The following is a 14,388-nucleotide window of genomic DNA, read 5'->3' as shown; positions in this document are numbered from 1 at the left end:
CCGCCGCCGCCCGATTATCGGCCCGGTGGACTCCGTGGGGTAGGCAGACGCGCCGCAGCCGGCGGGGAGGCACGGCGAGCGTTCCCCGGGAACGCTCGCCGTGCCTCCCGGCCGCGTTGCACCCCGTGGTGGGGACAGGCGTCCACCGCGCGACCGGCCGGGTGGCCGACCTGCGTCATCCCACAGGCTGATGCTCCCTCGGTATGTCAGCCAATACCGTCCCAGGGTGACCGTCCTGCGTCGCTGGGTGTGGCCCGGCCTGAAGTTCCTCGTGTTCGCCGCCATCGCGGTGTCCCTCGTCCGCCTCGCCTTCTTCGCGGCGCAGCCCGAGGGCGAGGAGACGACCCCGACGGCGCAGCTGGAGGACCCGACCGTCACCGTCGAGACGGGGGACGTCGTCAACGACGTCGAGGCGACCGGTCACGTCGAGTCCGTCGCTGCGACGCCGGTGCGTTCCACCGCCGAGGGCACCGTCAACCGGGTCTTCGTGACGAACGGCACGCACGTCGAGCAGGGCGCGCCGATCATCGACCTGCGGGTCGAGACCCCGGCGGAGGGCACGACCGAGGACGGCGAGCCGTCGCCGGCGTCCGTGACCTTCGCGACCGTCGTCGCCTCGTCGTCCGGCACGGTGTCCGGACTCGACCTGGTGGCGAAGCAGCCCGTCGCGATCGGTGACACCGTCGCCCGGGTCGCCCCGGAGTCGTTCCGTGTGACCGCGACGCTCGAGGCCGCGCAGCTCTACCGACTCACCTCGCGCCCCTCCGAGGCGACCGTGACGATCACGGACGGGCCGGCGCCCTTCACCTGCACGAACCTCGCGCTCAGCTCCGCGTCCGCCTCGGCGGCGGGCGACCCGTCGGACGCGGGTGCCGACGGTGCGGACGGTGGCGGGGGCTCCTCGGGTGCCGACGGTGCGACGCAGCTGCGGTGCGACGTCCCCGGGGACGTCACCGTGTTCCCGGGGCTCGAGGTCACGGTCGCCGTGTCCGCGGGATCGGCCGAGGGCGTGCTGACGCTCCCGACGACCGCCGTGCAGGGGACCGCGCAGCGCGGCGTCGTCACCGTCGTCGACGACGACGGGAAGCGCTCCGAGCGCGAGGTCGCCCTCGGCCTCAACGACGGCGAGACGGTCGAGGTGCGTGACGGGCTGACCGAGGGCGAGACCGTCCTGCAGTTCGTCCCCGGCAAGGAGGCGCAGCCCGAGGACGAGTTCGCCGAGGACGGCGCGGTGGTGACCGGATGAGCCTCGTGCACGTCCGCGACCTCCGGAAGTCCGTCCCGCTCCCCGACGGCACCACGCTGGAGATCCTGCGCGGTGTCGACCTCGACGTCGAGGCGGACAGCCGCGTCGCCATCGTCGGCCGCTCGGGTTCGGGCAAGTCGACGCTGCTCAACGTCCTCGGCCTGCTCGACACCCCGACCGAGGGGCTGCACGAGTTCGACGGGCGGGACGTCGGCCGTGCCGGCTCGGTCCGACGCGACCGGGTGCGCGGCGCGGACGTCGGCTTCGTCTTCCAGCAGTTCAACCTGCTGCAGGGTCGCACCGCGGTCGAGAACGTCGAGGTCCCGTTGCTCTACGCGACCGGCCGGGCGTTCTGGTCCCGTCGTCGCCTGGCACTGGAGATGCTCGACCGGGTGGGCCTCGCCGACCGTGCCGACACGCAGCCGCACCGGCTCTCCGGCGGGGAGCAGCAGCGCGTCGCCATCGCCCGGGCACTCGTCCGGTCGCCGCGGCTCATCCTGGCCGACGAGCCGACCGGTGCACTCGACGTCGACACCGGCCGCGTGGTCATGGAGCTGCTCGAGACCGTCGCGGCCGAGACCGGCGCGGCGCTCGTCACCATCACCCACGACACCGCGGTCGCAGCACGGGCGGACGTCGTCCACCGGATCGACCACGGGCTCGTCGTCGACACGGCAGCGTCCGCTACCGGGTCCGCGTCCGCGTCCGCTTCCGTCGAGGGGCCGGGGGTGGCGGCGTGAACCGGCTCCTCACCACCGTCGTCGGGACGTTCGTCGAGTCCTGGCAGGAGCTCCGCGTGCACCGCGGCCGGGTCGTGCTCAGCCTGATCGGGGTCACGATCGCGGTGGCGTCGCTCGCGGTCGTCGTCGGGTTCGGGTCGCTCGCCGAGCGGGTGACCGCCGCCTTCAACGAGCAGTACGGCGGACGGCCGGCGACCTACCAGGTCACCGGCTCGTCCTCGGCCACGGGGGACGGCACGGGTGCCGCTGCCGCGGCCGACGCCGCGGCGCTCGACCGGGAGCTCCGCGCCGGCGCCGAGCGCTACCACGTCCGGTTCTCGACCGAGGCGTCGTGGACGCAGCGCCCCGTGCAGTTCCCCGACGGGGTCACCCTGGCCCAGGGCGTCACCGTCGACCCCGCGTACGCCGAGATGCACCGCGTCCGCGTCGACGACGGCGCGTGGTTCACCGAGGACGACCGGGACCGACTCGCGCCGGCGCTCGTCGTCAACCAGGCGTTCCTCGACCGTCTCGGCAGCCCGGACGTCGTCACGCACCCGGTCGTGCGCCTGCCAGGGACGCCCGACGTCACCGCGGTCGTGATCGGCCGGTACGTGTCCTCGGAGTACGACACCGAGCCGATGTTCTACCAGCTGGCGCGGTCGGTCGCGACGTCGAGCGCGGAGGCCGCACCCGACGACGGTTCGCAGCGGCTGTTCGAGGTGTGGGTACCGGAGAGCGACGGGAAGGCGGTCGCCGGACGGATCGCATCGGACGCCGAGCGGGCGCTCGGCCCCGGGTGGACCGTCGACGCGAACCGCTCCGACGCGGCTGGCTCGGTCGACGGCGACCCGCTCGGTGCGCTGCGCTGGGTGATCGCCGGGGTCGCCGTCCTCGTCCTGGTGCTCGGCGGGCTCGGGCTGCTCAACGTGTCGCTGGTGAGCGTCCGGCAGCGGATCCGCGAGATCGGCATCCGACGCGGGGTCGGTGCGACCGCCGGACGCATCTTCGTTGCCGTGCTGCTCGAGAACGTGCTGGGGACGCTGGTCGCCGGCGGGATCGGCGTCATGGTCGGCGCGGCGGTGCTCGGGAACGAGACCGTCCGGGGGCTCATCACGAGCGGGGTCGACGTCGGGGGAGCGCCGTTCCCGGTCGAGGCGGCGCTGATCGGTGTCGGCTCGGCGCTGCTCGTCGGGGCGCTCGCCGGGTTCCTGCCCGCGATCGTGGCGGTCCGGGTCAAGGTCATCGACGCGATCCGGTACTGAGCGCGGAGGGCGTCCGGTCGCGGCGGGGCATCCACGGAATGTCCCGAGCGGGGATTAGGCTCCGTCGCATGGCCGGAGGCACCAAGTCGACCACGCGCTCGCGCGCGTCCACGTCGTCCCGCGGGAGCGGGTCGCGCGGTACGTCGCGCACGCAGGCCACGACGAAGAAGCTGCCGCAGGCGGCACCCACCCCGGTGTTCCGCGAGCAGAACCCCGTCGTGACCGCATGGCTCGCGATGGCGCACGGCGTCGGAGCACTGTTCCGGCTGCTCGGCAAGGAGACCCTCGCCAAGGACGAACGACGTGACGGTTTCCCGTTCCTCCTGTTCGTGCTCGCGCTCGCGGGCGGTGTCGTCGAGTGGCTCAACCCCACGAACCCGGTGTCCGTCACGCTCGACGCCTACACGTTCGGCGGGCTCTTCGGGCGACTGGCGGTCGCACTGCCCGTCATCATGATCGTCTTCGCCGGATGGCTCTTCCGCCACCCGGCGTCGGTGCACGACAACACCCGGATCGGCATCGGTCTCGGGCTGATGCTCGTCTCCATCGCGTCGCTCTGCCACGTGTTCGGCGGGCAGCCGAGCGCGTCCGACGGCATGGTCGCCCTGGCCGCCGCCGGTGGTGTCCTCGGCTGGGTGGTGATCAGCTGGCTCGTCGCGGTCGCCACCGTGTGGGTCGCGGTGCCGGTCGCGGTGGTGCTGCTCGTGCTGTCGCTGTTCATCATCACGAAGACCCCGCCGAACAAGACCGGTCGCCGGCTCCACGAGCTGTACGCGTACCTGTTCGGTGCGCCGGCCCCCGTGGCCGAGGACGAACCCGCCACCGAGGCGGACGCCGCTCCGGCCGCGCCCCGAGCACGGACGTCGAAGCGCCGCACGAAGGACCAGACCGACTTCCCGCTGTTCGAGGACCTCGGATTCGAGGACGAGCAGGCTGCCGGCAGCGAGGACGCCGAGAGCACCGTCCCGTGGTGGCGCCGGAACAAGTCCGGGCGCGAGGAGGACCCGGCGTACGACAGTCCCGTGCTGCCCGCGTCGGCGACGCAGGCCGTGCCCGACCGCGGAACCGGTGCCGGTGGTGCCGGTACGGCTGCCGGTACGGCTGCCGGTGCCGCTGCCGGTGCCGCTGCTCCGGCAGCGGCAGCGGGCGCGGCCGCCGGACTCGTGGACCACACGCCCGCGGTGCCCGCCTCGGTGAACCTCAACGACTCGGTCGAGCACGACGACGTGCACGGCGCACAGGAGGTCGAGCAGGACCTCGCCGTCGCCGAGCAGGCCCTCCGCGACTTCGGCACCCCGGTGCCCGAGCAGCCCGCGGTGGTCGCCCGGCCCGACGCCGGAGTCTCCCCGGTGGTCTCGCCGACGGCGCCCGAGCCCGAGGCCGCCGACGACGGCCTGCCCGCCGCGACCGCCGCCGACGAGGACCCGGCAGCCCCGTACCGCCTGCCCGCAGCCACCACCCTCAGCGCCGGCACCCCCTCGGTCGCCCGCAGCCAGGCGAACGACGACATCGTGGCGGCGATCACCGGCGTGCTCACCGAGTTCAAGGTGGACGCGAAGGTCACGGGGTTCTCGCGCGGACCGACGGTCACGCGCTACGAGATCGAGCTCGGTCCCGGTGTGAAGGTCGAGCGCGTCACGGCGCTGTCGAAGAACCTGTCGTACGCCGTCGCGTCGAACGAGGTCCGCATCCTGTCGCCGATCCCGGGCAAGAGCGCGATCGGCGTCGAGATCCCGAACACGGACCGCGAGATCGTCTCGCTCGGTGACGTCCTGCGCTCCGGCGCGGCCACGAAGTCGAAGCACCCGATGACGATCGGCGTCGGTAAGGACGTCGAGGGCGGCTTCGTCGTCGCGAACCTGGCGAAGATGCCGCACCTGCTCGTCGCCGGCTCCACGGGCTCCGGCAAGTCGGTGTTCATCAACTCGATGATCACCTCGCTGCTGATGCGCGCGAAGCCGTCCGAGGTCCGCATGGTCCTCGTCGACCCGAAGCGCGTCGAGCTCTCGATCTACGCCGGGGTCCCACACCTCATCACCCCCATCATCACGAACCCCAAGAAGGCCGCCGAGGCGCTCCAGTGGGTCGTGAAGGAGATGGACATGCGGTACGACGACCTGGCGTCGTTCGGGTTCCGGCACGTCGACGACTTCAACAAGGCCGTGCAGAACGACGAGATCGTCCTGCCCGCCGGCAGCGAGCGGAAGCTCAAGCCGTACCCGTACCTGCTCGTCGTGGTCGACGAGCTCGCGGACCTCATGCTCGTCGCCCCTCGGGACGTCGAGGAGTCGATCGTCCGGATCACCCAGCTCGCCCGTGCCGCCGGCATCCACCTGGTGCTCGCGACGCAGCGGCCCTCGGTCGACGTCATCACCGGTCTCATCAAGGCGAACGTCCCGTCGCGCGTGGCCTTCGCGGTCACGAGCGTCACCGACTCGCGGGTCATCCTCGACCAACCGGGCGCCGACAAGCTCATCGGGCAGGGTGACGGGCTCTTCCTGCCGATGGGCTCGTCGAAGGCCGTCCGTGTGCAGGGTGCCTGGGTGCAGGAGAGCGAGGTCGCCGAGGTCGTCGCGCACGTCACGCGCCAGGCACGGCCCGAGTACCGGCAGGACGTCCAGGCCGTGGTGGAGCGCAAGGAGATCGACGCCGACATCGGCGACGACCTCGAGCTCCTGCTCGCCGCGGTCGAACAGGTCGTCTCGACCCAGTTCGGCTCGACCTCGATGCTGCAGCGCAAGCTCCGCGTCGGCTTCGCGAAGGCGGGCCGACTGATGGACCTCATGGAGTCGCGCGACATCGTGGGGCCGTCCGAGGGGTCGAAGGCCCGCGACGTGCTCGTCACGCCCGACCAGCTCCCGGGCGTGCTCGCGAAGCTCCGGGGCGAGGAGCCGCCGGCTGCTCCGGCTGCCGACGGACCGCCGTCGGTCCGGCCGGGAGGCACGACCTCCGTCGACGGAACCGGCTCGGCTCCGGCCGCGGCCGGCTCCGGGGCTCCTGCCGGACCCGCAGGGGCGGGTGCCGGTGGTCAGGACGACGACCGGTACGGCTCGGACCCGGTGGCGGACATGACCCGCGGGTACCCTGAGGTCGAGGACGACGGACCGGACGAGGACGCATGGGGACTGACGGGCAGGGAGTGAGCACGTGACCAGCTCGGAGACCACACACGGGGCTCGGTTCCCCTGGCGCGGACGGTTGCTCCGCAAGGGGGACGGCCCGGCGTCGACCGCGAACGTCGCCAACATCATCACCGTGGTGCGCATCCTCATGGCGCCGCTCTTCTTCGTGATGCTGCTCTCCGACGGCGGCCAGGACACGTCGTTGCGCGTGTGGGCGGCTGTCGTGTTCGTCGTCGCGATCGTCACGGACAGTGCGGACGGCATCATCGCCCGACGCCAGAACCTGGTCACGGACTTCGGCAAGCTCGTCGACCCGATCGCCGACAAGGTCCTGATCGGCGGTGCCCTCGTCGCGCTGTCGGTCCTGGGTGAGCTGCCGTGGATCGTCACGGTGCTGATCATGCTCCGCGAGATCGGCATCACCGTGTTCCGCTTCGCCGTGCTGTCCGACCGGGTCATCCCGGCGAGCCGCGGCGGCAAGATCAAGACCGTGCTGCAGGCCGTCGCGATCACGCTCGCACTGTTCCCGTGGTGGAACGTCGTCGGTGACCTGGCGCACTGGGTGAACGGCATCCTCATGACGGCGGCGCTCCTCGCGACGGTGCTCAGCGGGGCGGACTACCTGTGGCAGGCCTGGAAGCACAACCGCCGGGCAGCATGACGCCGACCGGTACCGGGGCCGCCGGTCCGACGGGCCGGTCGTCGGTGCCGGTGCCGGGGTCGGGGTCTGGGTCGGGGTCGGTGTCGGCGTCGGTCGAGGAACTGGCGCGGAGGCTCGTCGGTGTCCTGACCGCCCGGGGCGAGACCGTCGCGGTCGCCGAGTCCCTCACGGGCGGACTGGTCGTCGCGACGCTCGTGGGCGTCCCCGGGGCCAGCGCCGTCGTCCGCGGCGGGGTGGTCGCCTACGCCACGCCGGTGAAGGCGACGGTGCTCGGGGTCGACGCCGACCTGCTCGCGTCGAACGGCGCGGTCGACCCGGAGGTTGCACGGCAGATGGCCTCGGGCGTCCGGACGGCCCTGGCGGTGGACGGCGTCCCCGCCACGTGGGGGATCAGCACGACCGGCGTCGCCGGACCGGACCCGCAGGACGGCAAGCCGGTGGGCACCGTCTTCGTCGGCATCGCATCCGCGGAACGCAGTGTCGCGACGGAGATGCACCTCGAGGGGGACCGGGCAGCAATCCGCTCCGCCACCGTCTCCGAACTCCTGGCACGGATGACGACCGAGGTCGACAGCGGGGAATAGGTCCTGTTGCCACTGGGTTACATCCCACGCAATCTCCAGCAGGACGGCAGCCGGCGTGGTTAGCATGCTGCGAACGGCAACGCTACTGTTGCTGAACCCGACCCCAGGTCACCCGGACCGGGCGGGCGCGGAGACGACAGGAAGGAGGAGTCCACATGGTTCTCGTTCGTCAGGAGATCGGCGACGTGCTTCGGGACTTCCGCTTGCAGAAGGGCCGGACCCTCCGTCAGGTCGCATCCAAGGCCAGTGTCGCGCTCGGGTACCTCAGTGAGGTCGAGCGTGGTCAGAAGGAGGCCAGCTCCGAGATCCTCGCCTCGGTCGCGGATGCCCTCGACACCCCGATCTCGACCATCATGCGCGAGGTGGGCGACCGTCTCGCAGTCGTCGAGGGGCTCACCCCGGTCCCCGACACGCTGCCCGACGACCTCGTCGCCGAGTTCGACAACGACCTCGCGGTGCGCTGACGCACCACCCCATCGAACGCCCTCGCCGGTCCGCCGGCGGGGGCGTTCGTCGTTACGCTGGACCGATGCGCGTGAGTGAGTTCTGGCGAGCCGTCGACCAGGTGTTCGGGGAGGCCTACGGCGCCGTGGTGTCCCGCGACGTCGTGCTCGAGGAGCTCGGTGGACGTTCGGCGGCGGACGCGCTCGACGCGGGCATCGACGCCAGGCGGGTGTGGGAAGCACTCTGTGACTCGCAGGACGTCCCGCTGGACAAGCGGCACGGCAAGGGCCTGGCGGAGCCGCGCGACTGACGCCGGCGTCCGAAACTGTGTTCGGCGTGTTGCTCGAACGCGTGTTCGATCGGTGCTAGGTTCCTGCACATCGGCGCTGTCCCGGACCATCGTCCACAGGTCGCGCGGCCGCAGGCAGTGATGTCGGTGGCCCGCCCTAGGTTCGAGGTCATCGGGAACAGCCCGAAGCCTTGTCGCCGAACACCAGCCCTGCACCACCGGCTGGGGTGGACGCGACAGCCTACAGGCGGCCGACACCGAGCACGAAGGAGCACCCCATGCCATCACCCGCAGACCGCGAGAAGGCCCTCGAGACCGCACTCGCCCAGATCGACCGGCAGTTCGGCAAGGGGACGGTCATGCGTCTCGGCTCGGACGAGCGCGCGCCGGTCGCCACCATCCCGACCGGCTCCGTCGCGCTCGACGTCGCACTCGGCATCGGCGGCCTCCCGCGCGGCCGCATCATCGAGATCTACGGCCCGGAGTCGTCGGGTAAGACGACCCTGACACTGCACGCCATCGCGAACGCGCAGCGCGCGGGTGGCATCGCAGCCTTCATCGACGCGGAGCACGCGCTCGACCCCGAGTACGCGAAGAAGCTCGGTGTCGACATCGACGCCCTCCTCGTGTCGCAGCCCGACACCGGTGAGCAGGCGCTCGAGATCGCCGACATGCTCGTCCGCTCGGGGTCGATCGACCTGATCGTCGTCGACTCGGTCGCCGCCCTGGTGCCGCGTGCCGAGATCGAGGGCGAGATGGGCGACTCGCACGTGGGTCTCCAGGCGCGCCTCATGTCCCAGGCACTGCGCAAGCTCGCCGGTGGCCTGAACCAGACGCAGACCACGATGATCTTCATCAACCAGCTGCGCGAGAAGATCGGCGTGTTCTTCGGCAGCCCCGAGACCACCGCCGGCGGCAAGGCGCTCAAGTTCTACGCGTCGGTCCGACTCGACATCCGTCGCATCGAGACGCTGAAGAGCGGGACCGACGCCGTCGGCAACCGCACCCGTGTCAAGGTCGTGAAGAACAAGATGGCTCCGCCCTTCAAGCAGGCCGAGTTCGACATCCTGTACGGCACGGGCATCTCGCGCGAGGGCTCGCTGCTCGACTTCGGTGTCGACCACGGCATCGTGAAGAAGTCGGGTGCCTGGTACACCTACGACGGCGACCAGCTCGGGCAGGGCAAGGAGAACTCGCGCTCGTTCCTGATCCAGAACGCGGACATCGCGGCGGAGATCGAGGGCAAGATCCTCGCGAAGCTCGGCGTCGGTGGCGCCAAGGCCGATGCTCCGGTCGAGTCGATCGCGCCGAAGCTGGCGGAGCGCAAGGGCGCGTGACCGGCGCAGACGACCACGACGAGGGCCTCGCACCGGTCACCGACCTGTTCGGTGCGCGGGCCCGTCGTGGTCGACGCACCCCGCCGGCGGAGCCGGAACCTGTCCGATCGAGTCCGTTCGAGCCGGGCACGGCCGAGCCGGGCACGGTCAAGCCGGGGACGGTCGGGCCGGGCACGGTCGAGCCGAACCCCATCGAGCCGAGCCTGAGCCCGGTCGATCTGGCTCCGCGCGCGGAGCGTGGCGTTCCCGGCGGCACCGGGTCGTCCGACGACGGCTGGGCGCCTGAGTCGATGGTGCTCGGTGACGACGAACGGCGGTTCGGCCGGGCACCGACCACCGCGGTGAACGACGAGTCCGCCAGCTCGGGGTCGGCGACGGGGACGCCCGTCGAGGACGACCCGCCGGTGCCGGCCGCGATCCCGTTCCGCGGACAGCAGTCCGAGGCGGAGTGGGTGTCGCCGGTCGTCGGCGACGGCTCCGGTCGGAGTGCACGCGCCGAGCAGCACGGGTACGACGACGACACCGCGGACGCCGCGAGCGCATCGGTGTTCGCCATCGCCAGCGGTGACGAGATCGACCCGGCGGACGCCCCACGACCGCTCGACGAGCAGCGCGCCGATGCCGAGCGCGTGAGCATGCGGGCGCTCGGGCGCAAGGGGGTCAGCGAGTCGGAGATGCGGCAGCTGCTGACGAAGCAGGACCTCGACGACGACGTCGTCGAGCACGAGGTCGCCCGACTGGTGCGCGTGGGTCTGCTCGACGACGTGGCCCTCGCCACCGACCTGGTGGACCGGCTGCACGAGCGCAAGGGCCTCGGCCGCCAGGGCGTGGTCGCCGAGCTGCGACGCCGTGGCATCGACCAGGCGGCGATCGACGCGGCGCTCGAGGCCGCGGAGGACGACGCCGACGACGAGTTCGTCCGCGCGATCGAGCTCGCTGAGAAGCGTGCACGCCAACTCCGTGGGCTCGACCGAGCGACTGCCGAGCGGCGCCTGAGCGGCTTCCTGATGCGCAAGGGGTACGGCTCGGGAGTCGTCCGGATCGCGGTGGAGCGGGCGCTCGACGGTCCGCCGCGACGCTCGCCCTCGGTTGGGGGCACCGTCCGCTTCGAGTAGCGCGGCGGCGGGCTCGACGGCCGTTCTGCGGACGCCGCGGTCGACCTACACTGGGACGATCATGGCCACCGTCGAAGCCCGCCCCAGAACCTACGAGGTCCGCACCCACGGGTGCCAGATGAACGTCCACGACTCGGAGCGCCTGAGCGGGTCGCTGCAGGCGGCCGGGTACGTGGCGTCGGACGGCGAGCAGGCTGACGTGGTCGTCATCAACACCTGCGCCGTGCGCGAGAACGCGGACAACCGTCTCTACGGCAACCTCGGGCAGCTCGCGGGCATCAAGCGCACGCACCCCGGCATGCAGATCGCCGTCGGCGGGTGCCTGGCGCAGAAGGACAAGAACGTCATCCTCGAGAAGGCGCCCTGGGTCGACGTCGTCTTCGGCACGCACAACATGGGGTCGCTGCCGACCCTGCTCGAGCGGGCTCGGCACAACGACGAGGCGCAGATCGAGATCCTCGAAGCGCTCGACGTGTTCCCGTCGACGCTGCCGACCAAGCGCGACTCCACGCACAGCGGCTGGGTGTCGATCTCCGTCGGCTGCAACAACACCTGCACCTTCTGCATCGTCCCGTCGCTCCGTGGCAAGGAGAAGGACCGTCGTCCGGGCGACGTGCTCGCCGAGATCCAGGCGCTCGTCGACGACGGAGCCATCGAGGTGACGCTGCTCGGGCAGAACGTCAACTCCTACGGCGTGGAGTTCGGCGACCGTCAAGCGTTCGGCAAGCTGCTCCGGGCCGCCGGTCAGATCGACGGCCTCGAGCGCGTGCGGTTCACGAGCCCGCACCCGGCCGCGTTCACCGACGACGTGATCGACGCGATGGCCGAGACCCCGAACGTCATGCCCCAGCTGCACATGCCGCTGCAGTCCGGATCGGACCGGGTGCTCAAGGCCATGCGTCGGAGCTACCGGAGTGAACGGTTCCTCGGCATCCTCGACCGCGTGCGGGCGAAGATCCCGGACGCAGCGATCTCCACCGACATCATCGTGGGGTTCCCCGGTGAGACCGACGAGGACTTCGAGGACACCCTGCGCGTCGTGGAGCAGTCGAGGTTCGCCTCGGCCTTCACGTTCCAGTACTCGATCCGTCCGGGCACGCCGGCGGCGACGATGCCGGACCAGCTGCCGAAGGAGGTCGTGCAGGAACGCTACGACCGGCTCATCGCGCTGCAGGACCGCATCACCGCCGAGGAGCACGCGAAGCAGGTCGGTCGGAGCGTCGAGGTGCTCGTCGCCACCGGCGAGGGCAAGAAGGACGAGACCACGCACCGCCTGTCCGGCCGTGCCGAGGACTCCCGCCTCGTGCACTTCGCCGTGCCGCAGGGCTCCGCCGTCCCGCGTCCCGGCGACGTCGTCACCGTCGAGATCACGCGCGCAGCCCCGCACTTCCTGATCGCCGACAACGAGGGCCCCCTGCGGATCCGTCGGACCCGTGCCGGTGACGCCTGGGACCGTGCGCAGGCCGAGAGCTGCGGTGTGCCGACCCCGTCCGCCCCGGGCGCCGGGCCCCGTCCGGTCTCGCTCGGGCTGCCGAGCCTCCGTGTCGGACGCTGACCGGCCGCTCGCGGCGGTCGGACCGCGCCACGACGGTACCCCCGACCTGATCGCGGTCGTCGGTGCGACCGGCACCGGCAAGTCCGAGGTCGCCCTCGCCGTCGCGGAACGGCTGCGGGCGAGCGGCCGTCCCGCGGAGGTCGTGAACGCCGACGCCATGCAGCTCTACCGCGGCATGGACGTCGGCACCGCCAAGCTGTCGGTCGCGGAGCGGCGGGGCATCCCGCACCACCAGCTCGACGTGCTCGCGGTGACCGACGAGGCGAGCGTCGCGGCCTACCAACGCGGCGCCCGTGCGGACGTCGAACGGATCACGGCGGACGGCGGCACCGCGGTGCTCGTCGGCGGCAGCGGGCTCTACGTGTCGGCGGTGCTGTTCGACCTCGCCTTCCCCGGCACCGACCCGGAGCTCCGCGCCGAGCTCGAGCGCGAGCACGCCGAGCACGGGCCGAACGCCCTCCTCGCGCGCCTGCGCGCCCTGGACCCGGCCGCGGCAGCCGACGTCGACTCCCGCAACCCTCGGCGGCTCATCCGGGCTGTGGAGATCGCGAGCCGGTCCGAGGTCGTGACCCCGCGCCTCCCGGCCGCGCCCCGCGCATGGCGACCGGCTCGGGTGCTGCACCTGCACCGCGAGCGCAGCGGGCTCGTCGCGTCCCTGCACGCGAGGGCCGAGCGGATGTTCGACGACGGCCTCGTCGACGAGGTGGAGACGCTCCGCGCGGAGGGGTTGGAGCAGGGACGCACGGCGCGCGCGGCGATCGGGTACTCCCAGGCGCTCGACGTCCTGCACGGCCGAGCGACGACGGCCGAGGCGGTGGAGGCGACGGCCGTCGCGACCCGCAAGTACGCCAGGCGACAGGTGTCCTGGTTCAAGCGGTACGACGCCGAGGTGGTCGACGTCAGCGGCGCCGACGTCGCGGGGCTGCAGGCGGTGGCCCGTAGGATCGTGCCGTGACCGAGCTGCACTTCACGAAGGGCCAGGGGACGGGCAACGACTTCGTCCTGTTCGCCGACCCCGACGCAACGGTCGACCTGACCCCCGAGCGCATCCGGGCCATCGCCGACCGCCGCTTCGGCGTGGGCGCCGACGGTGTCATCCGGGCGGTCCGGTCGGAGGCGATCCCCGAGGGGCGCACGCTCGTCGCCGTCGAACCCGCCGCCACCTGGTTCATGGACTACCACAACGCCGACGGCTCGGTCGCCGAGATGTGCGGGAACGGCATCCGCGTCTTCGCGCGGTACCTGACCGAGTCCGGGCTCGTCGACCTCGCGCCGGGGGAGACGCTCACGGTCGGCAGCCGCAAGGGGCTCGTCGACGTCCAGCGCACCACGAACGGCTTCTCGGCCGACCTCGGGCGCTGGGGCCTCGGCATCGAGGGCGGCGGGGCGAACGACGTCACCGTGCGAGCGAAGGAGCTCGACGGTGCACGACCCGGACTCGGCATCGACGTCGGCAACCCGCACGTCGTCGTGGCCGTGGCGACCGAGGACGAGCTCGCCGAGGTCGACCTGACGTACGTCCCCGTCCTCGACCCGGCGCCCGCAGCGGGCGCGAACGTCGAGTTCGTGCTGCCCGGTGACCCCCTCGTCAAGGACGGCGTGGGGGAGATCACCATGCGCGTGCACGAACGGGGGAGCGGCGAGACGCTGTCCTGCGGCACCGGTGCGGTCGCGGCCGCCCTCGCGACGCGGTACTGGGCGGGGCCCTCCGCGCCGGACACCTGGCGGGTGCGGGTGCCGGGCGGGGTCGTCACCGTGCGGATGTTCGCGGCGGAGGACGGCGAGCACGTCGCGCTGGCCGGTCCGGCAGAGCTCGTGTTCTCCGGGGACCTGACCGTCTGACGCTGCCGCGGTGCCGCGGTGCCGCGGTGCCGCGGTGCCGCGCTGCCCGCGCGAGCGGGATGCCGACGTGCCAGTGGGACGGCGAGGTGGAGACGACGCGCAGGTGTGCTCGTGAGACGCCGGCGTGTTCTCGAGACGCCGGCATGCGTACGAGACGCCGTCGATCTTGGCGGCGTCTCGGCTGTCCGGGGGCGTCTCGCGTCGACGCC

The 14,388-nt window shown here is 72.0% G+C and carries 13 protein-coding genes; all 13 read left to right on the top strand.

Going from position 1 to position 14,388, the window contains the following annotated elements:
- The first annotated feature begins 226 nt into the window (after positions 1-226).
- The 13 genes from J2X59_RS14155 (at position 227) to dapF (ending at position 14,179) form a co-directional block, all read left to right on the top strand.
- A complete protein-coding gene (locus J2X59_RS14155) occupies positions 227-1,246 on the top strand; it encodes an efflux RND transporter periplasmic adaptor subunit (protein ID WP_326497099.1) in 1,020 nt (339 codons plus the stop codon).
- A complete protein-coding gene (locus tag J2X59_RS14150) occupies positions 1,243-1,986 on the top strand; it encodes an ABC transporter ATP-binding protein (RefSeq protein WP_326497098.1) in 744 nt (247 codons plus the stop codon). Before J2X59_RS14155 ends, J2X59_RS14150 begins: the two co-directional genes overlap by 4 nt.
- Entirely contained in the window at positions 1,983-3,230 is a 1,248-nt protein-coding gene (locus tag J2X59_RS14145) for an ABC transporter permease (protein WP_066653280.1), read from the top strand. The genes J2X59_RS14150 and J2X59_RS14145 overlap by 4 nt, the downstream gene beginning before the upstream one ends.
- Positions 3,231-3,298: 68 nt before the next feature.
- On the top strand, positions 3,299-6,373 hold the full coding sequence (locus J2X59_RS14140; protein ID WP_326497097.1) for an FtsK/SpoIIIE family DNA translocase: 3,075 nt from the start codon (positions 3,299-3,301) through the stop codon (positions 6,371-6,373).
- A gap of 4 nt (positions 6,374-6,377) precedes the next feature.
- On the top strand, positions 6,378-7,013 hold the full coding sequence (gene pgsA / locus J2X59_RS14135) for a CDP-diacylglycerol--glycerol-3-phosphate 3-phosphatidyltransferase (RefSeq protein ID WP_326497096.1): 636 nt from the start codon (positions 6,378-6,380) through the stop codon (positions 7,011-7,013).
- A gap of 80 nt (positions 7,014-7,093) precedes the next feature.
- The gene (locus tag J2X59_RS14130; RefSeq protein WP_326497095.1) at positions 7,094-7,597 is read left to right on the top strand and encodes a CinA family protein; all 504 of its coding nucleotides are present in this window, start codon (positions 7,094-7,096) and stop codon (positions 7,595-7,597) included.
- A gap of 155 nt (positions 7,598-7,752) precedes the next feature.
- Entirely contained in the window at positions 7,753-8,061 is a 309-nt protein-coding gene (locus J2X59_RS14125) for a helix-turn-helix domain-containing protein (protein ID WP_058742950.1), read from the top strand.
- A gap of 65 nt (positions 8,062-8,126) precedes the next feature.
- Entirely contained in the window at positions 8,127-8,351 is a 225-nt protein-coding gene (locus tag J2X59_RS14120; RefSeq protein WP_209686053.1) for a DUF3046 domain-containing protein, read from the top strand.
- 257 nt (positions 8,352-8,608) lie between these two features.
- Positions 8,609-9,667, top strand: coding sequence for a recombinase RecA (gene recA, locus J2X59_RS14115; RefSeq protein WP_066653287.1), 1,059 nt, complete (start codon positions 8,609-8,611; stop codon positions 9,665-9,667).
- Complete coding sequence (locus tag J2X59_RS14110) at positions 9,664-10,782, top strand: regulatory protein RecX (protein WP_326497094.1); 1,119 nt, start codon at positions 9,664-9,666, stop codon at positions 10,780-10,782. The genes recA and J2X59_RS14110 overlap by 4 nt, the downstream gene beginning before the upstream one ends.
- Before the next feature lie 61 nt (positions 10,783-10,843).
- Positions 10,844-12,337 carry a tRNA (N6-isopentenyl adenosine(37)-C2)-methylthiotransferase MiaB gene (miaB, locus tag J2X59_RS14105; protein WP_326497093.1) on the top strand — a complete coding sequence of 498 codons (1,494 nt, stop codon included), beginning with the start codon at positions 10,844-10,846 and terminating at the stop codon, positions 12,335-12,337.
- Positions 12,324-13,292, top strand: coding sequence for a tRNA (adenosine(37)-N6)-dimethylallyltransferase MiaA (miaA, locus tag J2X59_RS14100; RefSeq protein ID WP_326497092.1), 969 nt, complete (start codon positions 12,324-12,326; stop codon positions 13,290-13,292). The genes miaB and miaA overlap by 14 nt, the downstream gene beginning before the upstream one ends.
- Positions 13,289-14,179 (top strand): diaminopimelate epimerase, encoded by an 891-nt coding sequence (dapF, locus tag J2X59_RS14095; RefSeq protein ID WP_066653297.1) that lies wholly within the window; start codon positions 13,289-13,291, stop codon positions 14,177-14,179. The genes miaA and dapF overlap by 4 nt, the downstream gene beginning before the upstream one ends.
- The last annotated feature ends 209 nt before the right edge of the window (positions 14,180-14,388 follow it).

The organism is Curtobacterium sp. 260 (assembly GCF_030803485.1).
Classification (GTDB): Bacteria; Actinomycetota; Actinomycetes; order Actinomycetales; family Microbacteriaceae; genus Curtobacterium.
Note: the sequence above shows the minus strand (reverse complement) of the source record. Positions and strands in the feature narration are given on the sequence as shown.